This is a genomic window from Pseudomonas sp. TWI628, assembly GCF_039673865.1.
Taxonomy (GTDB): Bacteria; Pseudomonadota; Gammaproteobacteria; order Pseudomonadales; family Pseudomonadaceae; genus Aquipseudomonas.
In genome coordinates, this window is sequence record NZ_JBDJMM010000027.1 from 14,922 (window position 1) to 38,053 (window position 23,132).

The following is a 23,132-nucleotide window of genomic DNA, read 5'->3' on the forward strand; positions in this document are numbered from 1 at the left end:
ATGCACACAATGACCTACACGCTCTACGGCATCAAAGCCTGTGACACCATGAAAAAGGCGCGCACCTGGCTCGAAGACAACGCCATCACCTACGAATTCCACGACTACAAGGCCCAAGGCATCGACCGCGACAGCCTCAACCGCTGGTGCGACGAACACGGCTGGGAAATCATCCTCAACCGTGCCGGCACTACCTTCCGCAAGCTCGATGACGCCAGCAAGGCCGACCTCGACCAGGCCAAGGCCGTTGAACTGATGCACGCCCAGCCGTCGATGATCAAGCGCCCGGTGCTCGACCTTGGCGGGCGCACCCTGGTCGGCTTCAAGCCCGACCTGTACGCCGCCGCACTGGCCTGAGCCCCTACCCTATTTCGCACGAGGTAATCACATGTCCAATACCCTGTTCAGCCTGGCCTTCGGTGTCGGCTCCCAGAACCGCCAGGGCACCTGGCTGGAAGTGTTCTACGCACAACCGCTGCTCAACCCGAGCGCCGAACTGGTTGCCGCAGTAGCGCCGATCCTCGGCTATGAGGGCGGCAACCAGGCCATCTCCTTCAGCAACGCCCAGGCCGCCCAGCTCGCCGAAGCCGTGAAAGGCGTCGACGCCGCCCAGGCCGCCCTGCTGACTCGCCTGGCCGAGAGCCACAAGCCGCTGGTCGCCACCCTGCTGGCCGAAGATGCCGCGCTGGCTTCGACCCCAGAGGCCTACCTCAAGCTGCACCTGCTGTCGCACCGCCTGGTCAAGCCGCACGGCTTGAGCCTGGCTGGCATCTTCCCGCTGCTGCCGAACGTGGCCTGGACCAACCAGGGTGCCGTCGACCTGAGCGAGCTGGCCGAACTGCAACTGGAAGCGCGCCTGAAGGGCGAGCTGCTGGAAGTGTTCTCGGTGGACAAGTTCCCGAAGATGACCGACTACGTGGTCCCGGCCGGCGTGCGTATCGCCGACACCGCCCGTGTGCGCCTGGGCGCCTACATCGGCGAAGGCACCACCATCATGCACGAAGGCTTCGTCAACTTTAACGCTGGCACCGAAGGCCCAGGCATGATCGAAGGCCGCGTTTCCGCTGGCGTATTCGTCGGCAAGGGTTCGGACCTGGGCGGCGGCTGCTCGACCATGGGCACCCTGTCCGGTGGCGGCAACATCGTCATCAAGGTCGGTGAAGGCTGCCTGATCGGCGCCAACGCCGGTATCGGCATTCCGCTGGGCGACCGCAACACCGTCGAAGCCGGCCTGTACATCACCGCCGGCACCAAGGTGAACCTGCTGGACGAGAACAACGAGCTGGTGAAAGTGGTCAAGGCCCGCGACCTGGCCGGCCAGACCGACCTGCTGTTCCGCCGCAACTCGCTGAACGGCGCCGTGGAGTGCAAGACCCACAAGTCGGCCATCGAGCTGAACGAGGCGCTGCACGCCCACAACTGAGAACCCTTGGCGGTTTGAAGTGTTAAGATCGGGTCTGGCGTGCATGCGCCAGACCCGATTTTCATTCCAGGCCCCGCGAACATGTTCCAGCCCTCCCCCTGGCGCGCCGATTTCCCCGCCATCGCCGCCCTGCAACGGCAGCACCAGACCTACCTGGACAGCGCCGCCACCACCCAGAAACCCCAGGCGTTGCTCGATGCCCTGAGCCATTACTACGGCCACGGCGCTGCCAACGTGCACCGCGCCCAGCACCTGCCCGGCGCGCTGGCAACCCAGGCCTTCGAGAGCAGCCGCGACAAGCTGGCCGCCTGGCTCAATGCAGCGGACTCACGGCAGATCATCTTCACCCACGGCGCCACCTCGGCGCTGAACCTGCTGGCCTATGGCCTGGAACACCGTTTCGAAGCGGGCGACGAGATTGCCATCAGCGCCCTGGAGCACCACGCCAACCTGTTGCCCTGGCAGCAACTGGCCCGTCGGCGCGACCTGCGCCTGGTGGTGTTGCCGCTGGACGAGCATGGCCGTATCGACCTGGATCAGGCGCTGCAACTGATCGGCCCGCGCACCCGCGTGCTTGCCGTCAGCCAGCTGTCCAACGTGCTCGGCACCTGGCAACCCTTGCCTGCGCTGCTGGCCCACGCCCGTGCACAAGGTGCGCTGACCGTGGTCGATGGAGCCCAGGGCGTGGTGCATGGCCGCCATGATGTGCAACAACTGGGCTGCGACTTCTACGTATTCTCAAGCCACAAGCTGTATGGGCCGGAGGGCGTCGGCGTACTGTACGGCCGTGCACAGGCACTGGAGCTGCTGCGCCACTGGCAGTTCGGCGGCGAAATGGTGCAACTGGCCGATTACCCGAGCGCAAGCTTTCGCCCGGCCCCCTTGGGTTTCGAAGCCGGCACCCCGCCGATCGCCGGCGTCATCGGGCTGGGGGCGACGCTGGATTACCTGGCCAGCCTCGACAGCCATGCCGTCGAGGCCCATGAAGCCAGCCTGCACCAGCACCTGCTGCGCGGCCTGGCCGACCGGGAAGGCGTGCGCGTGCTCGGCACACCACAGACAGCCCTGGCCAGCTTCGTCATCGAAGGCGTACACAACGCCGACATCGCCCACATGCTGACCGAGCAAGGCATTGCCGTACGCGCGGGGCATCACTGCGCGATGCCGCTACTCAAGGGCCTGGGGCTGGACGGGGCGATTCGGGTGTCGCTGGGGCTGTATAACGATAGTGACGACCTGCAACGCTTCTTCGCGGCGCTGGACCAAGGCCTGGAGTTGCTGCGATGAATTTGCCTTTGCCGGCCCAGCACGCGCTGGAAAGCTTTGAACAGGCACGCGGCTGGGAGCAGCGTGCGCGGCTGCTGATGCAATGGGGCGACGGGCTGGAGCCGCTGAGCGAGGCGGACAAGGCCGAGAGCAACCGGGTGCACGGCTGTGAAAGCCTGGTGTGGCTGGTGGCTGAACAGGCCGATGGGCAGTGGCACTTCAAGGCTGGCAGCGATGCGCGGTTGTTGCGCGGGCTGCTGGCGCTGCTGCTGGTGCGGGTTCAGGGGTTGGCCAGTGCGGAACTGGCCGGGCTGGATCTGCACGGGTGGTTCACCCAGCTGGGGCTGGAACGGCAACTGTCGCCATCGCGCAGCAATGGGCTGCATGCGGTGTTGTTGCGGATGGCTGAGCTGGCCAGCACCCGCTGAATCAATGTCGCCTGCTTCGTGGGTTTACCTGCGAAGCAGGCAGCGCGATTATTCGGGCTTGACCCGCTCGGAAGGCCGCCGCGCGCCCGCCACCAGTTTTTCGATCGCCTTGCTCGCCGCAACCATGCCAAAGGTCGCAGTCACCATCATCACCGCACCAAAGCCCCCCGCGCAGTCCAGGCGCACGCCTTCACCGACAAAACTCTTCTGCAGGCAGACACTGCCATCGCCCTTCGGATAACGCAGCTGCTCGCTGGAAAACACGCACGGTACGCCATAGTTGCGGCTGGTATTGCGCGAGAAGTTGTAATCCCGGCGCAGGGTCGAGCGCACCCGCGAAGCCAGCGGGTCGTTGAAGGTCTTGTTGAGGTCGCCGACCTGGATCTGCGTCGGGTCGATCTGCCCGCCCGCCCCCCCGGTGGTGACGATGGCGATCTTGCGGCGCCGGCACCAGGCGATCAGCGCGGCCTTGGCCATCACGCTGTCGATGCAGTCGATCACCGCATCCATACCTTCGGTGATGTACTCGGCCATGGTTTCGCGGGTGACGAAATCCGCCACGGCGTGCACCGTGATCGCCGGGTTGATCGCCCGCAGGCGCTCGGCCATCACCTCGACCTTGGGCCGCCCCACCTGGCCTTCCAGGGCATGGGCCTGGCGGTTGGTGTTACTGACACAGACGTCGTCCAGGTCGAACAGGGTGATCTCGCCCACGCCACTGCGCGCCAAGGCTTCGGCAGCCCACGAGCCGACCCCGCCGATGCCGACGACTGCCACATGGGCATTGCGCAGGCGCTGCAGGCCCTCGTCGCCGTACAGCCGGGCAACGCCGGCAAAGCGTGGATCTTCTGTGCTCATGTTCCTACCCCGAAAGCGCGTACCCGAAAAAGCGGCGCGCATTATAGGCCAATGGCCGCTCTGACCTCCATCGTTAGGAAACACCCTACCATTACTGCTTTAATGTCCTATCACTTGGACAGAATCGGACCACAATGTCATCTCGCAAATTCGGCCTCAACCTGGTGGTGGTCCTGGCCATCGCCGCGCTGTTCACCGGGTTCTGGGCGCTGATCAATCGCCCAGTCTCCGCACCTGCCTGGCCGGAACAGATCTCCGGTTTCTCGTATTCGCCGTTCCGCCTTGGGGAGAGCCCGCAAAAGGGCCAATACCCCAGCGATGACGAGATACGCCAGGACCTGGAGCAGCTGAACAAGCTCACCGACAACATTCGTATCTATACCGTCGAAGGCACCCAGGCCGAAATCCCGCGGCTGGCCGAAGAATTCGGCTTGCGGGTGACCTTGGGCATCTGGATCAGCAAGGACCTGGAACGCAACGAACGCGAGATCGAAAAAGGCATCGAGCTGGCCAACCACTCACGCAGTGTGGTGCGGGTGGTGGTCGGCAACGAAGCGCTGTTCCGCGAAGAAGTCACGCCCGAGGAGCTGATCCAGTACCTCGATCGCGTACGCGCCGCCGTCAAGGTACCGGTCACCACCAGCGAGCAGTGGCACATCTGGAAGGAACACCCGGAACTGGCCAAGCACGTCGACCTGATTGCCGCGCACGTCCTGCCGTACTGGGAGTTCGTGCCGATGAAAGACTCGGTACAGTTCGTCCTCGACCGCGCCCGCGAGCTGCGTCACCAGTTCTCGCACAAACCGCTGCTGCTGTCGGAAGTCGGCTGGCCAAGCAACGGCCGCATGCGCGGCGGCGCCGACGCCACCCAGGCCGACCAGGCCATCTACCTGCGCACCCTGGTCAACACCCTCAACCGCCGTGGCTACAACTACTTCGTCATCGAGGCCTACGACCAGCCGTGGAAGGCCAACGACGAAGGCTCGGTAGGCGCCTACTGGGGCGTATACAACGCCGAGCGCCAGCAGAAGTTCAACTTCGAAGGGCCGGTGGTGGCGATCCCGCAATGGCGGGCATTGGCGGTCGCTTCGGTGGTGCTGGCGATGATCGCCCTGGCCGTGCTGCTGATCGACGGCTCGGCCTTGCGCCAGCGCGGCCGCACCTTCCTCACGTTCATCACCTTCCTGTGCGGATCGGTGCTGGTGTGGATCGCCTATGACTACAGCCAGCAATACAGCACCTGGTTCAGCCTGACCGTCGGCGTGCTGCTGGCGCTCGGCGCGCTGGGCGTGTTCATCGTGCTGATGACCGAGGCCCACGAGCTGGCCGAGGCGGTGTGGATCCACAAGCGCCGGCGCGAATTCCTGCCGGTGCAGGGCGACAGCGCCTACCGGCCCAAGGTGTCGGTGCATGTGCCGTGCTACAACGAGCCACCGGAGATGGTCAAACAGACCCTCGACGCCCTCGCCGCGCTGGATTACCCGGACTATGAAGTGCTGGTGATCGACAACAACACCAAGGACCCGGCCGTGTGGGAGCCGCTCAAGGCCCACTGCGAGAAGCTCGGCGAGCGTTTCAAGTTCTTCCATGTCGCGCCCCTGGCCGGCTTCAAGGGCGGCGCGCTGAACTACCTGATCCCGCACACTGCCAAGGACGCCGAAGTGATCGCGGTGATCGACTCGGACTACTGCGTCGACCGCAACTGGCTCAAGCACATGGTGCCGCACTTCGCCGACCCGAAGATCGCCGTGGTGCAGTCGCCACAGGACTACCGCGACCAGAACGAAAGCACCTTCAAGAAGCTCTGCTACAGCGAATACAAGGGCTTCTTCCACATTGGCATGGTCACCCGCAACGACCGTGACGCGATCATCCAGCACGGCACCATGACCATGACACGGCGCAGCGTGCTGCAAGAGCTGGGCTGGGCCGAGTGGTGCATCTGCGAAGATGCCGAACTGGGCCTGCGGGTGTTCGAGAAAGGCTTGTCGGCCGCCTACGCCCACAACAGCTATGGCAAGGGCCTGATGCCCGATACCTTCATCGACTTCAAGAAGCAGCGCTTCCGCTGGGCCTACGGCGCCATCCAGATCATCAAGCACCACGCCAGCGCCCTGCTGCGCGGCAAGGGCAGCGAGCTGACCCGTGGCCAGCGTTATCACTTCCTGGCCGGCTGGCTGCCGTGGGTTGCCGATGGCATGAACATCTTCTTCACCGTCGGCGCACTGCTGTGGTCGGCGGCGATGATCATCGTGCCGCACCGGGTCGACCCGCCGCTGATGATCTTCGCCATCCCACCGCTGGCGCTGTTCTTCTTCAAGGTCGGCAAGATCATCTTCCTCTACCGCCGCGCGGTGGGGGTGAACCTCAAGGATGCCTTTGCTGCGGCACTGGCGGGGCTGGCGTTGTCGCACACCATCGCCAAGGCGGTGCTGTACGGGTTCTTCACCAGCAGCATGCCGTTCTTCCGGACGCCGAAAAATGCCGACAGCCATGGCTTGCTGGTGGCGATTTCCGAAGCGCGGGAAGAACTGTTCATCATGTTGCTGCTGTGGGGCGCGGCGCTGGGCATTTTCCTGGTGCAGGGGCTGCCGAGTTCGGACATGCGCTTCTGGGTGGCGATGTTGCTGGTGCAGTCGCTGCCGTATGTGGCTGCACTGGTGATGGCGTTTCTGTCGTCGCTGCCCAAGCCGGTCGAGAAGGCCGCCGAAGCACAACAGGCTTGAGATTGCGGGGGCGCTTTGCGCCCCCAAGACCCCTCTGTTTGATATAAGATAACGCCCCTCAGATTTCCCCGCCTTGCCTTGCCCCGGAGTCCCCCATGACGGCCCCTGCCGAGCTCTCGCCTACCCTTCAACTGGCCTGCGACCTGATCCGTCGCCCCTCGGTCACCCCCGTCGATGCCGACTGCCAGGCGCAGATGATGAACCGCCTGGGCGCCGTGGGCTTCCAGCTGGAGCCGATGCGCTTTGAAGACGTCGACAACTTCTGGGCTACCCACGGTAGCCAGGACGGCCCGGTACTGTGCTTCGCCGGCCACACCGACGTGGTCCCCACCGGCCCGGTGCAGCAGTGGCAGCACGAGCCGTTCGAGGCCCTGATCGACGCCGACGGCATGCTCTGCGGCCGCGGCGCCGCCGACATGAAAGGCAGCCTGGCCTCGATGGTGATCGCCAGCGAGCGCTTCGTGCAGGACTACCCGAACCATCGCGGCAAGGTCGCCTTCCTGATCACCAGCGACGAGGAAGGCCCGGCCCACCACGGTACCAAGGCCGTGGTCGAGCGCCTGAAAGCACGCAACGAGCGCCTGGACTGGTGCATCGTCGGCGAGCCGTCGAGCACCACCCTGCTCGGTGACGTGGTCAAGAACGGCCGTCGCGGCTCGCTCGGCGCCAAGCTGACCGTGCGCGGCAAGCAGGGCCACGTGGCCTATCCGCACCTGGCACGCAACCCGATCCACCTGGCCGCCCCGGCCCTGGCGGAACTGGCTGCCGAGCATTGGGACGAGGGCAACGCGTTCTTCCCGCCGACCAGCTTCCAGATCTCCAACCTCAACTCCGGCACCGGCGCCACCAACGTGGTCCCGGGCGAACTGACCGCGCTGTTCAATTTCCGTTTCTCCACCGAGTCGACCGTTGAAGGCCTGCAGGCGCGGGTTTCGGCGATCCTCGACAAGCACGCGCTGGACTGGTCGGTCGACTGGGCACTGTCGGGCCTGCCGTTCCTCACCGAACCGGGCGAACTGCTCGACGCCGTGTCGGCCAGCATCAAGGGCGTCACCGGCCGCGACACCCAGCCGTCGACCAGCGGTGGCACCTCCGATGGCCGCTTCATTGCCACCATGGGCACCCAGGTGGTCGAGCTTGGCCCGGTCAACGCCACCATCCACCAGGTCGACGAGCGGATCCTGGCCAGCGACCTCGACCTGCTGACCGAAATCTACTACCAGACCCTGGTCCGGTTGCTCGCCTGATGCTCGCCTGCCCCCTCTGCCAGGCAGCCCTGTCGCGGCTCGACAACGGCGTGGTGTGCCCGGCCGGCCACCGTTTCGACCGCGCCCGCCAGGGTTACCTGAACCTGCTGCCGGTGCAGCACAAGAACAGCCGTGACCCAGGCGACAACCAGGCCATGGTCGAAGCCCGCCGCGACTTCCTCGACGCCGGCCACTATGCCCCGGTGGCTCGCCGCCTGGCCGAGCTTGCCGCCGAGCGCCGGCCCGGTGCCTGGCTCGACATTGGCTGCGGCGAAGGCTACTACACCGCGCAGTTGGCCCAGGCGTTGCCTGATGCCGATGGCTATGCCCTGGACATCTCCCGCGAGGCGGTCAAGCGCGCCTGCCGCCGCGCGCCCGAGGTTACCTGGATGGTCGCCAGCATGGCCCGCGTGCCGTTGGCCGATGCCAGCTGCCAGTTCATCGCCAGCGTGTTCAGCCCACTGGACTGGGACGAGGCCAAGCGCCTGCTCAGCCCCGGTGGCGGCCTGATGCGCGTGGGCCCGACCAGCGGCCACCTGATGGAGCTGCGCGAAGTGCTCTACGATGAAGTGCGCCCCTACGCCGATGACAAGCACCTGGCCCTGGTGCCCGAAGGCATGGCCCACGCCCACAGCGAAACCCTCGAGTTCCGCCTGAGCCTGGCCGCACCCAAGGCCCGTGCCGACCTGCTGGCGATGACCCCGCACGGCTGGCGCGCCAGCGCCGAGAAGCGCGCCCGGGTGATCGACCAGCCCGAGCCGTTCGAGGTGACGGTTTCCATGCGTTATGACTATTTTGTGCGCCAGCACTGAGCACATCCGGAGCCCTTATGCGCCAACCCGATATCGAGATCTACCTGAAGGACGCCGACGTCGACCACAAGCAAATTGCCGAGTGGCTCAGCCAGGCAATCGGCTCGTGCAGCGAATGGAAGCAGAAAGGTCAGACCTTCAAATGCCAGACCGGTAACATTCCGGTCACCTGGTTACCCAAGGCTGTAGGGAAATGGAACAGCCTTTACCTGGAAAGCGACCAGACCCCATGGGCCGATGACGTCGCCTGCGCCCGCGCCGCGTTCGCCGCGCTGAACGTCGAGGTGCGTTGCGCGCCGGGTGGCTGGGTCGAGGAAGACGGCGAGGAAGATGCCGATCGCTGGATCCGCATCAGCGCCGACGGTGAAGAGGAAATCACCTGGCGTACTTCTTGAGCTGCAAGCTTCAAGAGGGATTGCATCAGGCTGCAAGCACACGGTCGCTTGCAGCTTGAAGCTTACAGCTAGAGGCTCAGAGCCCGACTACGTCCTCGGCTTGCAGGCCTTTCTGGCCCTGCACGCAGGCGTATTCCACCCGCTGCCCTTCGACCAGGGTACGATGCCCCTCACCGCGGATCGCCCGATAGTGGACGAAAACATCCGCACCACCTTCGCGCTGAATGAAGCCATAACCTTTGGCATCGTTGAACCACTTAACATTCCCAGTCTCACGAGACGACATCTGAACTACTCCGGATTTTTATTGTGAAGATCGCCTTGTAGACACAGGGTGTCCTCCCTATGTCGACGCCGCTTGCCGAAATATCCTGCAAGTGGCAGGCCGAGTATATGACACAGAACAAAGAATTTTCATGACCGTCGCGCTATTTACCGAATTTTGCTGAACTTGCGCCGATACGGCAGACTAAATGGCTGTCTATTCTCTGAAATTCATTCCCAGGGCACTCACCCCATGACCCGTTCCCCCCTGCGCCGCCTGATCTTCGGCGCCCTGCGTCGCCTGATATACCTGTGGGTGCGCTCCGAGACCATCAACCAGTCATCCCTGCCCCTCAAGCTCGACCGCAGCCGCCCGGTCTTCTATGCCCTGCCCTCGCCATCGCTCACCGACCTGGCAGTACTCGACCGTGAATGCACCAAAGCGGGGCTGCCGCGCCCGGTGCTGCCGGTGGCCGTCGGCCCGCTGCAAGAACCTGCCGCGTTCTTCTACCTGACGCCGGACCCGGACTGGCTCGGCCGCCACGACAAGCGCGGTGCCCCGCCCACCCTGGAGCGCCTGATTGCCACCGTCAGCCAACATGCCGAGACAGATGCGCAGATCATTCCGGTCAGTGTGTTCTGGGGGCAGACGCCGGCCAGTGAAAACAGCCCATGGAAATTGCTGTTCGCCGACAGCTGGGCAGTGACCGGGCGCCTGCGCCGGCTGCTGACCGTGCTGATCCTGGGGCGCAAGACCCGCGTGCAGTTCTCCGCGCCGATCCACCTGCGCGAACTGGTGCAGCACAACAAGGGCCACGAGCGTACTGTGCGCATGGCCCAGCGCCTGATGCGCGTGCACTTTCGCAACCTCAAGACCGCAGTGATCGGCCCCGACCTCTCGCACCGCCGCAACCTGGTCAAGGGCCTTGTGCATGCGCCCCTGGTCCGCCAGGCCATCACCGACGAAGCCCAGCGCCAGAACATGCCCGTGGCCAAGGCCGAAGCCCAGGCGCTGCGCTATGGCAACGAGATCGCCTCGGACTACACCTACACCGCGATCCGCTTCCTGGAAGTGGTGCTGAGCTGGTTCTGGAACAAGATCTACGACGGCATCAAGGTCAACCACATCGAGCAGGTGCAGGGCATCGCCCCGGGCCATGAAGTGATCTACGTGCCCTGCCACCGCAGCCACATCGACTACCTGCTACTGTCGTACCTGCTGTTCCGCAATGGCCTGACGCCGCCGCACGTCGCGGCCGGGATCAACCTGAACATGCCGGTGATCGGGGGCCTGCTGCGCCGTGGCGGCGCCTTCTTCATGCGCCGCACGTTCAAGGGCAATCCGCTGTACACCGCAGTGTTCAATGAATACCTGCACACCCTGTTCACCAAGGGCTTCCCAGTCGAGTACTTCGTCGAAGGTGGCCGTTCGCGCACTGGGCGCATGCTGCAGCCGCGTACCGGCATGCTGGCGATCACCTTGCGCAGCTTCCTGCGCTCGTCGCGCACGCCGATCGTATTCGTGCCGGTATACATCGGCTACGAGCGTGTGCTGGAGGGCCGTACTTACCTCGGCGAACTGCGTGGGGCAAGCAAGAAGAAGGAGTCGATCTTCGACATCTTCAAGGTTTTCGGTGCACTGAAGCAGCGCTTCGGTCAGGTGTACGTCAACTTCGGCGAGCCGATCCGCCTGGCCGGTTTCCTCGACGAGCAACAACCCGGCTGGCGCGAGCAGGAGCTGGGCCCGCAGTTCCGACCAGCCTGGCTGAATGATGCCACCACCCGCCTGGGCGAAACCGTTGCCCGCCATCTCAACGAGGCAGCAGCGGTCAACCCGGTCAACCTGGTGGCGCTGGCCCTGCTCTCCACCAGCCGCCTGGCGCTGGACGAGCGCGCCCTCACCCGCGTGCTCGACCTGTACCTGGCCTTGCTGCGCCAGGTGCCTTACTCCGAGCACACCACCTTGCCCGAAGGCGACGGCCTGGCACTGATCGAGCACGTGCGCGGCATGGACCTGCTGGCCGAGCAGAAGGACGCCCTGGGCCGCATTCTCTACCTGGATGAGGCCAACGCGGTATTGATGACCTATTACCGCAACAACGTCCTGCACATCTTCGCCCTGCCCGCCCTGCTGGCGAGTTTCTTCCTCAGTAGCTCGCGCATGAGCCGCGAACTGCTGGGCCAGTACGTGCATGCGCTGTATCCCTACCTGCAAGCCGAACTGTTCCTGCGCTGGGCGCCGGAGCAACTGGACGAGGTGATCGACCAGTGGCTGGCGGCACTGGTGGAACAAGGCCTGCTGCGCCATGAGAACGACCTGTACATGCGCCCGGCACCGAGCTCACGCCAGTTCGTGCTGCTGACCCTGCTCGCCCGCACCATCACCCAGACCTTGCAGCGTTTCTACATGGCCACTTCGCTGCTGCTCAACAGTGGGCAGAACACCCTCAGCGCCGAAGAGCTGGAAGACCTGTGTGTGATGATGGCCCAGCGCCTGTCGATCCTGCATGGCCTGAATGCCCCGGAGTTCTTCGACAAGACCTTGTTCCGCCACTTCATCCAGACCCTGATCGGGCAGGGCGTGCTGCGCCCGGATGGCCATGGCAAGCTGGGTTACCACGACAAGCTCGGCGAGCTGGCCGAAGGCGTGGCCAAGCGTGTGCTGTCGGCGGAGCTGCGCCTGTCGATCCGCCAGGTAGCGCTGCACCGTGATGAGACCATGGGAATCGTCCAAGGGTAGGCGTACAGGCTGTAGCGGAGCTGTGGAAGGACGCAGGATCAATGAGCAGCACGCATTGATCCACTCTCAAGGAGCTTCTTAATATGTCGAGCAAATCCAGCATCAGCAAAGGTATCCATGGCGGCAACCTGCCGGAAGCCGTCACCCAACGCATCCACGGCGGCAACCTGCCGGAAACCGTCACCCAAGGCATCCACGGCGGCAACTTGCCGGAAACCGTCACCCAAGGCATCCACGGCGGCAGCTTGCCGGAATCCATCACCGAGGGTATCCACGGAGGCAATCTCACTCCGGCATCCACTGAGGGGATTCACGGCGACAACAGCAAGGGTTGACCACTGCGCCGGGAAATCCGCTAAAGTCCCTGGGGTTGGCCACAAGCCAGCTCCAAGGACACCGGAGATTCCATGAAAAAACTCTTTATGCTGTGTTGCGCATCCCTGCTCGCAGCCTGTTCCAGCCACACCCCGTCCACCCAGGCCAGCCTGGATGGCGAAGTCTTCTACCTGCAGCGCATCGCCCTGCCGCCTGCCGCCACCTTGAGCGTCGAGTTGCAGGATGTCTCGCTGATGGACGCCCCCGCCGTGACCCTGGCGCGCCAGGCCGGCCCGGTCAAAGGCAACGTGCCACTGCCGTTCCACCTCATTTACGACCCGGCCCAGGTCAAGCCCGGCCACCGCTACGCGGTCAGCGCGCGGATCGAGCTGGACGGCAAGCTGCTGTTCATCAACACCGAACACCACGGCGTCGCACTCGACGGCAGCGACCCGCAGCCGGTACGGGTCAAAGTCGACCCGGTGCGCTGAGCCCGCCCCATTTCATCGATAAGGAAATACCCATGATTCGCGCCTCCCTGCGCTTCACTACCCTGTGCGCCGGCCTGCTGCTGTCGGCCAGCGCCCTGGCGCTGTCGCTTGGCGACCTGAGCCAGTCCGACGCCACCGGCGGCCTGAAGGATGCCCTCACCCAGGGCGCGCAGATTGCCGTCAAGCAGTTGAGCACGCCAGGCGGTTTCAGCAACAACCCTGACGTGCGCATCGAGCTGCCGGGCAACCTCGGTAAAGCTGCCAAGGCCATGAAGATGTTCGGCAAGGGCGACCAGGTCGATGCCCTGGAAGCCAGCATGAACAAGGCCGCCGAAGCTGCCGTGCCACAGGCCCAGGCGATTCTGGTGGATGCCGTGAAGAAGATGACCGTGACCGATGCCAAGGGCATCCTCAGCGGCGGTGACGACTCGGCCACCCAGTACCTGAACAAGAGCAGCCGCGAGCAGATCCGCGCCAAGTTCCTGCCGATCGTCAAGCAGGCCACCGACAAGGTCGGCGTCGCCCAGCAGTACAACGCCTTTGCCGGTCAGGCCAAGGGCCTGGGGCTGATCAAGGATGACGCCAACATCGAGAACTACGTGACCGAGAAGGCGCTGGATGGCCTGTTCGAGATGATTGCCAAACAGGAACAGAGCATTCGCCAGAACCCGGCACAGGCCGCTACCAGCCTGGCCAAGAAAGTCTTCGGCGCCCTTTGACGCCCTGGGGGGGCGCCTTGCGCCCCCTACGATTTTCAGCCCTTCCTGACCCTGAACCACGCCGCATACAACGCCGGCAAGAACAGCAAGGTCAGCGCCGTGGCCACGATCAACCCACCCATGATCGCCACCGCCATCGGCCCATAGAACACACTCCGCGACAACGGAATCATCGCCAGCACCGCCGCCAGCGCGGTCAGCACGATCGGCCGGAAGCGCCGTACCGTGGCCTCGATGATCGCCTGCCAACGGTCCATTCCGCCAGCGATATCCTGCTCGATCTGGTCCACCAGGATCACCGAGTTGCGCATGATCATCCCCGCCAGGGCGATGGTGCCGAGCATGGCGACGAAGCCGAACGGCTGGCGGAACACCAGCAGGAACAAGGTCACGCCAATCAGCCCCAAAGGCGCGGTGAGGAACACCATCACCGTGCGCGAGAAGCTGCGCAGCTGGATCATCAGCAAGCTCAGCACCACCACGATGAACAGCGGCATGCCGGCGTTCACCGATTTCTGCCCGCGCTCGGAGTCTTCCACCGTGCCGCCCACTTCCAGCAGGTAGCCATCCGGCAGCTTGGCCTTGATCTCCTGCAAGGTCGGCAGGATCTGCTTCACCAGCGTCGCCGGCTGCTCCTTGTCATAGATGTCGGCACGCACGGTCACCGTCGGCAGGCGGTTGCGGTGCCAGATGATGCCTTCCTCGAAGCCATACTCCAGCGTCGCCACCTGCGACAGCGCCACGCTCTGGCCGTTGTTGGTGGGCAGCGCCAGGCTGCCGAGGTTAGCCAGTTCGCCACGCTCCTGCTGGGTGCCGCGCAAGAGAATCTCGATCAGCTCGTTGTCCTCGCGGTACTGGCTGACCGTGGTGCCGGTCAGCGAACTCTGCAGGAAGCTCGACAGTTGCGCGGTACTCACGCCCAGGGCACGGGCGCGGTCTTGATCGATTTCCAGGAACACCGCCTTGCTCGGTTCTTCCCAGTCCAGGTGCACATTGACCACATGCGGGTTCTCGCGCACCTTGTCCGCCACTTCCCGGGCCAGGGCACGGGCCTTCTCGATATGCTCGCCAGTGACCCGGAACTGCACCGGGTAGCCCACGGGCGGGCCGTTCTCCAGGCGCGTGATGCGGGCGCGCAGGTCGGGGAACTGCTGGTCGACGGTGCTGATCAGCCAGCCGCGCAGGCGCTCGCGGTCTTCCATCGACTTGGCCAGCACCACGAACTGGGCAAAGCTGGCAGCGGGCAGCTGCTGGTCCAGCGGCAGGTAGAAGCGCGGCGAACCGGTGCCCACATAGGCCACGTAGTTGTCGATGCCGTCCTGCTGCTTGAGCAGCGCTTCCAGTTGCTTGACCCGCTCGGCGGTATTGGCCAGCGAGGCACCTTCGGCAAGCTTCAGGTCAACCATCAGCTCCGGGCGCCCCGAGGCCGGGAAGAACTGCTGGGGCACAAAGCGGAACAGCAGGATGCTGCCGACAAAGGCGGCAATGGTCAGCAGGATCACCGTCTTGCGCCGCCGCACGCACCACTCCACCACACGCCGTACGCGCTGGTAGAATGGCGTGCCGTACGGGTCGGGCGCGTGCCCGTCCTTGCCATGGCGGGCAGCATGCAGCTTGGCCAGGTCCGGCAGCAGCCGTTCGCCCAGGTAAGGCACGAAGACCACCGCAGCGACCCACGAGGTCAACAGCGCGATGGTCACCACCTGGAAGATCGAGCGGGTGTATTCGCCAGTGCTCGACGCCGCCGTGGCAATCGGCAGAAAGCCCGCGGCCGTGATCAACGTACCGGTGAGCATCGGGAACGCCGTGCTGGTCCAGGCGTAGCTGGCGGCCTTGAGGCGGTCATAACCCTGCTCCATCTTGATCGCCATCATCTCCACGGCAATGATCGCGTCGTCCACCAGCAGGCCCAGCGCCAACACCAGCGCGCCGAGCGAGATCTTGTGCAGGCCGATGCCGAAGTAGTGCATGGTGGCGAAGGTCATGGCCAGCACCAACGGGATGGCCAAAGCCACCACCAGGCCGGTGCGCAGGCCGAGGGAGAAGAAACTCACCAGCAGCACGATCACCAGCGCCTCGACCAGCACCTGGACGAACTCGCCGACCCCGGCCTTGACCGCCGCCGGCTGGTCGGAGACCTTGCGCAACTCCATGCCGGCGGGCAGGTTGCGCGCCAGGCGCTCGAACTCATCTTCCAGTGCCTTGCCCAGCACCAGGATGTCGCCGCCGTCCTTCATCGACACCGCCAGGCCGATGGCGTCCTCGCCCATGAAGCGCATGCGCGGGGCGGGCGGGTCGTTGAAGCCTCGGTGCACATCGGCCACATCGCCAATGCGGAAGGTGCGGTCGCCCACCCGGATGGGGAACTGGCGGATCTCATCAACGCTGTCGAAGCGCCCGCTCACCCGCAGTTGCAGGCGCTCACTAGGGGTTTCGAAGAAACCGGCGGTGCTGACCGCGTTCTGCTCACGCAACGCCTGCTGCACCGCCTCCAGCGGCACCCCGAGGGTAGCCAGCTTCAGGTTGGACAGCTCGATCCAGATCTTCTCGTCCTGCAGGCCGATCAGCTCGACCTTGCCCACGTCCTTGACCCGTTGCAGCTGGATCTGGATACGGTCGGCGTAATCCTTGAGCACCGCATAGTCGAACCCGGCGCCGGACAGCGCGTAGATATTGCCGAAGGTGGTACCGAATTCGTCGTTGAAGAACGGCCCCTGAATCTCCGGCGGCAAGGTGTGGCGGATGTCCGCGACCTTCTTGCGAATCTGGTACCAGAGCTCGGGAATGTCCCTGGAGTGCAACGAGTCGCGGGCCATAAAGGTGACCTGCGACTCACCCGGACGCGAGAACGAGACGATCCTCTCGTACTCACCGGTCTCCATCAGCTTCTTCTCGATGCGCTCGGTAACCTGACGTGACACTTCCTCGGCCGTGGCCCCTGGCCACAGGGTACGAATGACCATGGCCTTGAAGGTGAACGGAGGGTCTTCACTCTGCCCCAACTTGGTGTAGGACATGGCGCCAATGGCAGCCAGCAGAATCATCAGGAACAGCACAATTTGGCGGTTACGCAGCGCCCACGCGGAAAGGTTGAAACCCATCGGGACTTACTCCTTGGCCGCCAGGTTCACCACGCGGTTGGTGCGATCTACCGGCCGCACTTCCTGCCCCTCGCGCAGCACATGGCCACCGGCAGCGACCACCCAGTCGCCCGGCGCCAGGCCTTCGAGCACCGGCACGGTTTCACTGCCATACGCGCCCAGGCGCACCACGGCACGCTCCAGGCGGCTGTCCTTGTTGACCCGCCAGACATAGGCCTGGCCGTTTTCCGCGGTGACGGCCGACAGTGGCACTGCCAGCGGAATCACTCCGTCATGGGCAATGAACACCCGCGCACTCTGACCGAGTTCGGCAGGCACCTTGGCCGAGGTGAAGGCAATTCTTGCGGCGAATGTCCGTGAGCGCGGGTCGGCGGCAGGTGACAACTCGCGAATGCGCCCTTGGAAGCGTTGGTTGGGGTGCGACCACAATTCGATGCTGACAGCCTCGCCCACGGCAAAACGGGCGAACTGCTGTTCCGGCAGGCCGATGGCCACTTCACGCTCACCGTCGGCAGCGAGTGTGAACACGGTCTGCCCGGCCGCGACCACTTGGCCGACTTCAACCTGGCGCTTGGCGATGACACCCGCCTGCGGCGCACGCAACACGGCGTAATCAGCCTGGTTGCCGGCCACGTCGAATTCGGCCTTGGCCTGTTTCAGGCGGGCGAGGCCTGCACGGTAGAGGTTTTCCGCGTTGTCATACTGGGAGTGGCTGACCATCTGCCGGTCGAGCAGCTTCTGGTAGCGGTCGCGCTCGGCGCGCACCAGCGACAGGTTGGCCTCGGCCGCTGCCAGCTGGGCGCGGTTGGCCTCCAGCTGCAGGCGCACGTCCTGTGGGTCAAGCTCGGCCAGCGGCTGCTCGGCCTTGACCCGCTGCCCCTCCTCCACCAGGCGCTTGCTAACCTTGCCGCCGATGCGGAAGGCCAGCTCCGGCTCGAAGCGCGCGCGCACTTCACCGGGGTAACTGTCGGCAGCGGCTTCGGCCGGCTGCGGCTGCACCACCAGGGCCGGGCGCGGCGCGGCAGGCGGGGCTGCTTCCTGGCCGCAGGCTGCCAGCAACAGCGCGGCAGCAGCGGGCAGAGCGAGGGACAAGGCATGGCGCAACATGATGAATCCTTTCGCGAAGTGCACATTGAATATTTATACTGGCGAGTATATTAAATCAGGGAACCGAGGCCGGGAAGCCAGCGTCGGAAAGAAAATCAACATTAACGAAGGTCGCGACCTGCAGCCGGATGCCGTTGCACCCGGTAAGATGGGCGCCCCCTCAACCAGATGCGGATTCCAATGTCCAACGACGCACCCAACGGCCCGGGCCGGCCCAAGGACCTGGCAAAGCGCGAGGCCATCCTCGAAGCCGCCAAGGCCCTGTTCCTTAGCCTCGGTTATGCCAACACCAGCATGGATGCGGTCGCTGCGGCGGCAGGTGTTTCAAAACTCACGGTCTACAGCCATTTCACCGACAAGCAGACGCTGTTCGGCTCCGCCGTCATGGCGACCTGCCAGAACCAGTTGCCGGACTTGATGTTCGAGTACCCGGAGGGAGCGGCGGTGGAGGAGGTGTTGCTGACTATCGGCCATAGCTTCCAGGCGCTGATCAGCAGTGACGAGGCGGTCAAGCTGAGCCGCCTGATCATGGCCCAGAGCAGCCAGGACCCGGGGTTTGGCGCGTACTTCTACGAAGCCGGGCCGAAGCGGCTACTGGTGGGGATGGAAGCACTGTTGCGCAGGATCGATGGGTGCGGGCTACTGCGGATTGCCAATCCGCTGCAGGCGGCCGAGCACTTCTTCAGCCTGGTCAAGGGTGCGCCTGATTATCGCCTGTTGCTGGGGTGTGCCGGGCCGCTGGAGGGAGATGAGGCCGAGGCCCATGTGCGTGAGGTGGTGGCGTTGTTTATTCGGGCATTCAAGGCCTGAGTCAGCCTCAACCGGCCTCTTCGCAGGCACGCCCGCTGCCCCAGGTTCCGCTCGGCTTGCAGGACCTGGGATACCCCTGAAGGAGCGGTTTTAACCGCAAAGAAGCCGACGCAGGCGATCAAGCCTTCAGGGCTTTCTTCGGATAGATGTCATAGCGGCTCGACTTGCCTTCCAGGCTGTGGCTCGGCTTCGGCCCATCAATGATCGGTGCCTTGCGCGGCCGCTTCACCACCACCCGGTGACTGGCCAATGCCAGTGCCGCCTCCAGCAATGCAGGCGCATCCAGGTCATCGCCTACCAGCGGCCGGAACACGCGCATCTCCTTCTTCACCAGCGCGCTCTTGTCACGGTGCGGGAACATCGGGTCGAGGTAGATCACCTGCGGCGGCTCGCCTTCCCAACTGCGCATGCGCTCGATGGCATTGCCAGTCAGCAGGCGCATGCGCCCGACAATCGGCCCCACTTCTTCATCCAACCGACCGCGAGCCAAGCCATCCTCCAGCAACGCGGCAATCAGCGGCTGGCGCTCGATCAGGGTCATCTGGCAGCCCAGGCTGGCCAGCACGAACGCGTCCTTGCCAAGCCCCGCCGTGGCATCCAGCACCTGCGGCCGCACGCCTTGGGCGATGCCCACCGCCTTGGCAATCATCTGCCCGTTGCCGCCTCCAAACTGGCGCCGGTGCGCGGCCTGGCCTTCGACGAAGTCCACCCGCACCGGCCCCGGCGCCTGCGGGCCCAGCTGCTGGATCTGCAAGCCGTCGGCGCCCACCTGCACGGCAAACCCGGCAGCGTCGTCCTGCAGCGGCAGCACCAGGCGCTCGGCCCATGCGGCAGCTTGCGCCTCGAATTCAGCCGAAAGCGCCTCGACCCGGATACCTGTGCCCTGCTCTTCCATCATTCACACCTAGAAATTGACCCCTGCCCCTCATGTATCGGCCGCCATGGCCGATACAGGCAATATCCCGCTATTCTGCCAGAGCCCAGCGCGCACGACTGCCATGACAGACACTCTTCCCATCGGTTTGACCTACTTGTCGCCTGTCGGCAACTACGGTCGGCAGAATACCCAGGCACTCGGGGGCGTCAGCCACCTGTGGCAGGATTTCTTTGCCCGCGCGATGGAAGAGCAGCAAGCGCAAGAGCCCGACAGCGTCAGCCAAGCCATGGTGCAGTATGACCAGGCCAGCGGCGAGCCGATTGGCGGAGCCAAGGCCCTGGCGATGATCGAAACCCAGCGCGCCTGCCCGGTACACGACACCATCGTCGCACCGCCCGAGCCCCTGTTCCTGCCCAAGGCGGAACTTGAGGCCCACCTGCTGGAGCCGGCGCCGGAGCCGTTCAGCGTCGCTGAGATGATCCAGCAACAGCGCCAGCTCGACATCAGCAACAACTGGCTGCGCCCGGTGGTGATGAGCCAGGGTCACCCGCTCCCCGAACCAGGCCCGGCCCCCTCCCCGCGCCCGTTGCACCTGCCGATCGCCGAATTCGAGATGAACCTGCTCGACCCCGCGCCAGAGCCGTTTGATGAGGCGACCATGGCCAGGCAGCAGAACGATCTGGAGTTCGACATGCACTGGGCGCGCCCGGTAGTGCTGAACAACGTTCGCGTCAACGCCTGAGATCAGCGACAGACCTGCCAACGCCCCATGTCCAGATGAAAGTGATTGTGGTGGGCCGCGTTGTAGTTCGGCCCCAGCACCGTGCTGAAACTGTCGCACGCCACTTGCCGCACCTGCCTTAGAAATTCACCCTTCTGCCCGCCCGCCTGCCAGTCCCGCGCCAGCACGATGCGCTGACCGTCCTGCAGGCGAAAGCCGCTGATATCCAGCGCGTTCGCCGTAGCGTGCTGGCTCAGGCGCCCCTGCTTGCGGTTGTAGACATTGCGGCAGGCAAAGCTGCCCAGGTGTTCCACCTGAGCAACGGGCTGGCCAAACACCCGCTGTGCAACCGCTTGCAGCCCATGCTGTTCGAACAACGCATAAGCCACTGCCAAAGGGCAGCTGGCGAGGAAACTGCTGCTTAGCCGGGCTTGCCCCTGCTCGATGCGCCATACGTTCCGCAGAGGGCAGCTGGCCGATGATGGGCTGTCGGCTTGCGCGCGGTAGCGCAGGCCGGAAGTCTCCAGCACCTGGCGGCACAAGCTTGGGTCATTGCGCAGTCGCGACAGCTTGTAACTCGTCAGCCAGTTCGGCGGTTGGCGCACATCCAGCGCCGCCCACGGGTTCCAGGCGTCCGGAAGGCGCCAGCCCAATTGCCAGGCCAGGCCTGCCATCACCAACAGCAGGCCGCACAGCATCATCACCGCGCGCATGGCGCCTCAGCGGCGGAACAGGTCGTTGAGCTGGGCGAATGGCAAGGCCTGTTCACCGTAGCTGAATGTGCCTTGATCTCGAATCTCCAGGGCCGCACGCTGGAACGCACCCAGTGCTGCCCGGGCCAACGATGAACCGACACTGATCCGACGCACACCCAGGTCCTGCAACTGGTTGACGCTCAATGGCACACCCGCCAGGCCCATCAGCACATTGACCGGCTTCGGCGCCACGGCCTGCACCACCGCTCGTACCTCATCCACACTGCGCAACCCCGGCGCGTAGAGCACGTCGGCACCGGCCTCGGCAAAGGCCTGCAGGCGCAGGATGGTGTCGTCCAGGTCCATGCGCCCGTGCAGCAGGTTTTCCGCACGGGCACACAGGGTGAACGGGAATGGCAGGCTGCGGGCGGCCTGCACCGCAGCTCGTACCCTCGCCACGGCCAGTTCGAAGTCGTAGATCGGCGCCTCGGCGCGGCCGCTGGCATCTTCGATCGAGCCGCCGACCAGCCCTGCTTCGGCGGCACGCAGGATGGTCTGGGCGCAGTCCTCCGGCAGGTCACCGAAGCCGTTTTCCAGGTCGGCGGCCACCGGCAAGGGCGTGGCATCGACGATCACCCCGGCGTTGCCCAGGGTCTCCTCCAGGCTCAAGGCGCCTTCGGCATCCGGTCGGCCGAGGCTGAAGGCCAGGCCTGCGCTGGTAGTGGCCAAGGCTTCGAAGCCTAGGCTGGCCAGCAGCTTGGCGGAACCGGCATCCCAGGGGTTGGGAATGACGAAGGCGCCATCACGTTCGTGCAGTGCCTTGAAGGCTTCGGCTCGCAGGGTCTGTACATCCATGATCACAACCTCCGGGGTCAGGGAATGGTCAGAGTAGCCCCAGTTGTTCGACCTCGGGGGCACGCGGCAATTCCGGCAATGCTGCCAGGCCTGGCAGACGCGCCATCAACCGCTGGTGAAAACGCTGGGCCAGCGCGGCAGCCAGGCGGTTGTCAGACGTGTGCAGGAACACATAAGGGTTGCGCCCCTCCTCGATCCAGGCGGCGACCTTGTCCACCCAGGGCGTGAGGAAGGGCTCGTTGGCCTCAAGCTGCGGATGGCCGATAAAGCGCACCTGCGGGTGCTGGCTGAAGGCGGCGGGGCGCGGTGGCACCTTGGGCTTTTTCGACTGCGCATGCAGCACGGCGGGGTCGCGTGAAGTGCAGCTGAACAGGGCGCGGGGGTCGAGGCAAATGCGCTCCACGCCGCGCTCGTGCAGCAGACGGTTGAGCAGCCGCTCTTCCTCGCCCTTGGCGAAGAACGCCTGGTTGCGCACCTCCACGGCCACCGGCACACCGATTTCGTCGAGAAAGTGGCACAGCTCGCCCAGCCGTGCGGGGCTGAACTGGGCCGGCAACTGCAGCCAGTACGGCGATACGCGCTGGCCCAGCGGGGCCATCAGGCGGGTGAAGTCGAAGGCCGCTTCCAGCTGATCGCGCAGGTCACCTTCGTGGCTGATATCCCTGGGAAACTTGGCGGTGAAACGGAAGTGTGCGGGCATGACCTGCGCCCAGCGGGCGATGGTGCCGGGGGCGGGGCGCGCATAGAACGTGGTGTTGCCCTCGACGGCGTTGAATACCTGGCTGTAATAGCCAAGCATTTCATGGGTGCTGGCGTCGGCGGGATACAGGTAGTCGCGCCAGGCGTTCTCGCTCCAGGACGGGCAACCTACGAAATATGGGAGGGGTAATGGATCCATCCATCAAATGTACAGGTCGAGCCCCAGTACTTCCATGTCCCAGTCGGTAAAACCGGCCGTGCTGAGATAGCTGGCCAACGCAGTGGCGGTGCGCCGGTCACGGGCGCGAGGGAATACCATGTCCTGCTGGCGAGCCGGCAGGCCCGCCGGGCGACGACGCGCAGAAGCCTCTTGGGTGACTTCGCTCTCCTCCACCAGCTCGGCATCGTCCACGTTCTCGTCACGCACCGCTGCTTTGCGCGGGGTGCGCTTGATCGGGTAGGACTGCGATGAGAAACCGTCGATACGCATGGCATGAGCACTCAGGACCAATGATGGCAATTTAGCAGCATCAGGGTTCCGTCGCTAATGCTCGAGTGATAACTGGACCACAGTTTGCGCCGA

At 64.7% G+C, this 23,132-nt stretch carries 23 protein-coding genes; 14 read left to right on the plus strand and 9 right to left on the minus strand.

What is annotated here, in order from left to right; all coding sequences use genetic code 11:
- Nucleotides 1-9 precede the first annotated feature (9 nt).
- The 4 genes from ABE528_RS20350 to ABE528_RS20365 all read left to right on the plus strand — a co-directional run bounded on the left by ABE528_RS20350 (nucleotide 10) and on the right by ABE528_RS20365 (nucleotide 3,117).
- On the plus strand, nucleotides 10-357 hold the full coding sequence (locus ABE528_RS20350; protein WP_346653945.1) for an ArsC family reductase: 348 nt from the start codon (nucleotides 10-12) through the stop codon (nucleotides 355-357).
- 31 nt (nucleotides 358-388) lie between these two features.
- Nucleotides 389-1,423, plus strand: coding sequence for a 2,3,4,5-tetrahydropyridine-2,6-dicarboxylate N-succinyltransferase (gene dapD, locus ABE528_RS20355; protein WP_346653917.1), 1,035 nt, complete (start codon nucleotides 389-391; stop codon nucleotides 1,421-1,423).
- 81 nt (nucleotides 1,424-1,504) lie between these two features.
- Complete coding sequence (locus tag ABE528_RS20360; protein WP_346653918.1) at nucleotides 1,505-2,710, plus strand: cysteine desulfurase; 1,206 nt, start codon at nucleotides 1,505-1,507, stop codon at nucleotides 2,708-2,710.
- A complete protein-coding gene (locus tag ABE528_RS20365) occupies nucleotides 2,707-3,117 on the plus strand; it encodes a SufE family protein (protein WP_346653919.1) in 411 nt (136 codons plus the stop codon). The genes ABE528_RS20360 and ABE528_RS20365 overlap by 4 nt, the downstream gene beginning before the upstream one ends.
- A 48-nt stretch (nucleotides 3,118-3,165) precedes the next feature.
- Here ABE528_RS20365 and tcdA read toward each other — a convergent pair whose 3' ends face one another.
- The gene (gene tcdA / locus ABE528_RS20370; RefSeq protein WP_346653920.1) at nucleotides 3,166-3,975 is read right to left on the minus strand and encodes a tRNA cyclic N6-threonylcarbamoyladenosine(37) synthase TcdA; all 810 of its coding nucleotides are present in this window, start codon (nucleotides 3,973-3,975) and stop codon (nucleotides 3,166-3,168) included.
- Between the two features lie 134 nt (nucleotides 3,976-4,109).
- On the opposite strand from tcdA, the gene ABE528_RS20375 reads away from it, so the two are divergent.
- The 4 genes from ABE528_RS20375 (at nucleotide 4,110) to ABE528_RS20390 (ending at nucleotide 9,155) form a co-directional block, all read left to right on the plus strand.
- On the plus strand, nucleotides 4,110-6,701 hold the full coding sequence (locus ABE528_RS20375) for a glycosyltransferase (RefSeq protein WP_346653921.1): 2,592 nt from the start codon (nucleotides 4,110-4,112) through the stop codon (nucleotides 6,699-6,701).
- 95 nt (nucleotides 6,702-6,796) lie between these two features.
- Nucleotides 6,797-7,948, plus strand: a complete 1,152-nt coding sequence (gene dapE / locus ABE528_RS20380; protein WP_152958993.1) for a succinyl-diaminopimelate desuccinylase — start codon at nucleotides 6,797-6,799, stop codon at nucleotides 7,946-7,948.
- Complete coding sequence (locus ABE528_RS20385) at nucleotides 7,948-8,760, plus strand: putative RNA methyltransferase (RefSeq protein ID WP_346653922.1); 813 nt, start codon at nucleotides 7,948-7,950, stop codon at nucleotides 8,758-8,760. The genes dapE and ABE528_RS20385 overlap by 1 nt, the downstream gene beginning before the upstream one ends.
- A 17-nt stretch (nucleotides 8,761-8,777) precedes the next feature.
- Nucleotides 8,778-9,155 carry a hypothetical protein gene (locus ABE528_RS20390; RefSeq protein ID WP_346653923.1) on the plus strand — a complete coding sequence of 126 codons (378 nt, stop codon included), beginning with the start codon at nucleotides 8,778-8,780 and terminating at the stop codon, nucleotides 9,153-9,155.
- A 76-nt stretch (nucleotides 9,156-9,231) separates the two neighbouring features.
- Here ABE528_RS20390 and ABE528_RS20395 read toward each other — a convergent pair whose 3' ends face one another.
- Nucleotides 9,232-9,441: a cold-shock protein gene (locus tag ABE528_RS20395; protein ID WP_003252255.1), complete on the minus strand. Its 210-nt coding sequence runs from the start codon at nucleotides 9,439-9,441 to the stop codon at nucleotides 9,232-9,234.
- Nucleotides 9,442-9,672: 231 nt separating this feature from the next.
- Between ABE528_RS20395 and plsB the strand changes: the two genes are divergently transcribed.
- From plsB to ABE528_RS20415, 4 genes are all read left to right on the plus strand, one after another.
- A complete protein-coding gene (gene plsB / locus ABE528_RS20400) occupies nucleotides 9,673-12,159 on the plus strand; it encodes a glycerol-3-phosphate 1-O-acyltransferase PlsB (protein WP_152958990.1) in 2,487 nt (828 codons plus the stop codon).
- An 83-nt stretch (nucleotides 12,160-12,242) separates the two neighbouring features.
- Nucleotides 12,243-12,494, plus strand: a complete 252-nt coding sequence (locus tag ABE528_RS20405) for a hypothetical protein (RefSeq protein WP_346653924.1) — start codon at nucleotides 12,243-12,245, stop codon at nucleotides 12,492-12,494.
- Nucleotides 12,495-12,566: 72 nt separating this feature from the next.
- Nucleotides 12,567-12,965, plus strand: a complete 399-nt coding sequence (locus ABE528_RS20410; RefSeq protein WP_152958098.1) for a YbaY family lipoprotein — start codon at nucleotides 12,567-12,569, stop codon at nucleotides 12,963-12,965.
- Between the two features lie 32 nt (nucleotides 12,966-12,997).
- Nucleotides 12,998-13,684 carry a DUF4197 domain-containing protein gene (locus ABE528_RS20415; protein ID WP_152958099.1) on the plus strand — a complete coding sequence of 229 codons (687 nt, stop codon included), beginning with the start codon at nucleotides 12,998-13,000 and terminating at the stop codon, nucleotides 13,682-13,684.
- Nucleotides 13,685-13,719: 35 nt separating this feature from the next.
- On the opposite strand, the gene ABE528_RS20420 is transcribed toward ABE528_RS20415, so the two are convergent.
- Together ABE528_RS20420 and ABE528_RS20425 are read right to left on the minus strand one after the other, a co-directional pair.
- Entirely contained in the window at nucleotides 13,720-16,785 is a 3,066-nt protein-coding gene (locus tag ABE528_RS20420) for an efflux RND transporter permease subunit (RefSeq protein ID WP_152958100.1), read from the minus strand.
- 6 nt (nucleotides 16,786-16,791) lie between these two features.
- Entirely contained in the window at nucleotides 16,792-17,892 is a 1,101-nt protein-coding gene (locus ABE528_RS20425) for an efflux RND transporter periplasmic adaptor subunit (protein ID WP_346653925.1), read from the minus strand.
- A 168-nt stretch (nucleotides 17,893-18,060) separates the two neighbouring features.
- Here ABE528_RS20425 and ABE528_RS20430 point away from each other — a divergent pair, with 168 nt between their 5' ends.
- A complete protein-coding gene (locus tag ABE528_RS20430; RefSeq protein ID WP_152958102.1) occupies nucleotides 18,061-18,702 on the plus strand; it encodes a TetR/AcrR family transcriptional regulator in 642 nt (213 codons plus the stop codon).
- A gap of 118 nt (nucleotides 18,703-18,820) precedes the next feature.
- Here ABE528_RS20430 and ABE528_RS20435 read toward each other — a convergent pair whose 3' ends face one another.
- Nucleotides 18,821-19,597, minus strand: a complete 777-nt coding sequence (locus ABE528_RS20435) for a class I SAM-dependent methyltransferase (protein ID WP_152958135.1) — start codon at nucleotides 19,595-19,597, stop codon at nucleotides 18,821-18,823.
- 103 nt (nucleotides 19,598-19,700) lie between these two features.
- Here ABE528_RS20435 and ABE528_RS20440 point away from each other — a divergent pair, with 103 nt between their 5' ends.
- A complete protein-coding gene (locus ABE528_RS20440; RefSeq protein ID WP_346653926.1) occupies nucleotides 19,701-20,321 on the plus strand; it encodes an energy transducer TonB in 621 nt (206 codons plus the stop codon).
- Nucleotides 20,322-20,323: 2 nt separating this feature from the next.
- On the opposite strand, the gene ABE528_RS20445 is transcribed toward ABE528_RS20440, so the two are convergent.
- From ABE528_RS20445 to ABE528_RS20460, 4 genes are read right to left on the minus strand one after another with little or no spacing between them, the layout of a single operon-like run.
- Complete coding sequence (locus ABE528_RS20445; RefSeq protein ID WP_346653927.1) at nucleotides 20,324-21,013, minus strand: extensin family protein; 690 nt, start codon at nucleotides 21,011-21,013, stop codon at nucleotides 20,324-20,326.
- 6 nt (nucleotides 21,014-21,019) lie between these two features.
- Nucleotides 21,020-21,850, minus strand: coding sequence for an isocitrate lyase/phosphoenolpyruvate mutase family protein (locus ABE528_RS20450; RefSeq protein WP_346653928.1), 831 nt, complete (start codon nucleotides 21,848-21,850; stop codon nucleotides 21,020-21,022).
- Nucleotides 21,851-21,878: 28 nt separating this feature from the next.
- Nucleotides 21,879-22,748: a DUF72 domain-containing protein gene (locus tag ABE528_RS20455; RefSeq protein ID WP_346653929.1), complete on the minus strand. Its 870-nt coding sequence runs from the start codon at nucleotides 22,746-22,748 to the stop codon at nucleotides 21,879-21,881.
- 3 nt (nucleotides 22,749-22,751) lie between these two features.
- Complete coding sequence (locus ABE528_RS20460; protein WP_152958107.1) at nucleotides 22,752-23,039, minus strand: hypothetical protein; 288 nt, start codon at nucleotides 23,037-23,039, stop codon at nucleotides 22,752-22,754.
- Nucleotides 23,040-23,132 lie beyond the last annotated feature (93 nt).

Excerpts from the sequence above, each read along its gene's own strand:
- ABE528_RS20350 (WP_346653945.1), top strand. The coding sequence starts at position 10 with ATGACCTACACGCTCTACGGCATCAAAGCCTGTGACACCATGAAAAAG.
- dapD (WP_346653917.1), top strand. The coding sequence starts at position 389 with ATGTCCAATACCCTGTTCAGCCTGGCCTTCGGTGTCGGCTCCCAGAAC.
- ABE528_RS20360 (WP_346653918.1), top strand. The coding sequence starts at position 1,505 with ATGTTCCAGCCCTCCCCCTGGCGCGCCGATTTCCCCGCCATCGCCGCC.
- ABE528_RS20365 (WP_346653919.1), top strand. The coding sequence starts at position 2,707 with ATGAATTTGCCTTTGCCGGCCCAGCACGCGCTGGAAAGCTTTGAACAG.
- tcdA (WP_346653920.1), bottom strand. The coding sequence starts at position 3,975 with ATGAGCACAGAAGATCCACGCTTTGCCGGCGTTGCCCGGCTGTACGGC.
- ABE528_RS20375 (WP_346653921.1), top strand. The coding sequence starts at position 4,110 with ATGTCATCTCGCAAATTCGGCCTCAACCTGGTGGTGGTCCTGGCCATC.
- dapE (WP_152958993.1), top strand. The coding sequence starts at position 6,797 with ATGACGGCCCCTGCCGAGCTCTCGCCTACCCTTCAACTGGCCTGCGAC.
- ABE528_RS20385 (WP_346653922.1), top strand. The coding sequence starts at position 7,948 with ATGCTCGCCTGCCCCCTCTGCCAGGCAGCCCTGTCGCGGCTCGACAAC.
- ABE528_RS20390 (WP_346653923.1), top strand. The coding sequence starts at position 8,778 with ATGCGCCAACCCGATATCGAGATCTACCTGAAGGACGCCGACGTCGAC.
- ABE528_RS20395 (WP_003252255.1), bottom strand. The coding sequence starts at position 9,441 with ATGTCGTCTCGTGAGACTGGGAATGTTAAGTGGTTCAACGATGCCAAA.
- plsB (WP_152958990.1), top strand. The coding sequence starts at position 9,673 with ATGACCCGTTCCCCCCTGCGCCGCCTGATCTTCGGCGCCCTGCGTCGC.
- ABE528_RS20405 (WP_346653924.1), top strand. The coding sequence starts at position 12,243 with ATGTCGAGCAAATCCAGCATCAGCAAAGGTATCCATGGCGGCAACCTG.
- ABE528_RS20410 (WP_152958098.1), top strand. The coding sequence starts at position 12,567 with ATGAAAAAACTCTTTATGCTGTGTTGCGCATCCCTGCTCGCAGCCTGT.
- ABE528_RS20415 (WP_152958099.1), top strand. The coding sequence starts at position 12,998 with ATGATTCGCGCCTCCCTGCGCTTCACTACCCTGTGCGCCGGCCTGCTG.
- ABE528_RS20420 (WP_152958100.1), bottom strand. The coding sequence starts at position 16,785 with ATGGGTTTCAACCTTTCCGCGTGGGCGCTGCGTAACCGCCAAATTGTG.
- ABE528_RS20425 (WP_346653925.1), bottom strand. The coding sequence starts at position 17,892 with ATGTTGCGCCATGCCTTGTCCCTCGCTCTGCCCGCTGCTGCCGCGCTG.
- ABE528_RS20430 (WP_152958102.1), top strand. The coding sequence starts at position 18,061 with ATGCGGATTCCAATGTCCAACGACGCACCCAACGGCCCGGGCCGGCCC.
- ABE528_RS20435 (WP_152958135.1), bottom strand. The coding sequence starts at position 19,597 with ATGGAAGAGCAGGGCACAGGTATCCGGGTCGAGGCGCTTTCGGCTGAA.
- ABE528_RS20440 (WP_346653926.1), top strand. The coding sequence starts at position 19,701 with ATGACAGACACTCTTCCCATCGGTTTGACCTACTTGTCGCCTGTCGGC.
- ABE528_RS20445 (WP_346653927.1), bottom strand. The coding sequence starts at position 21,013 with ATGCGCGCGGTGATGATGCTGTGCGGCCTGCTGTTGGTGATGGCAGGC.
- ABE528_RS20450 (WP_346653928.1), bottom strand. The coding sequence starts at position 21,850 with ATGGATGTACAGACCCTGCGAGCCGAAGCCTTCAAGGCACTGCACGAA.
- ABE528_RS20455 (WP_346653929.1), bottom strand. The coding sequence starts at position 22,748 with ATGGATCCATTACCCCTCCCATATTTCGTAGGTTGCCCGTCCTGGAGC.
- ABE528_RS20460 (WP_152958107.1), bottom strand. The coding sequence starts at position 23,039 with ATGCGTATCGACGGTTTCTCATCGCAGTCCTACCCGATCAAGCGCACC.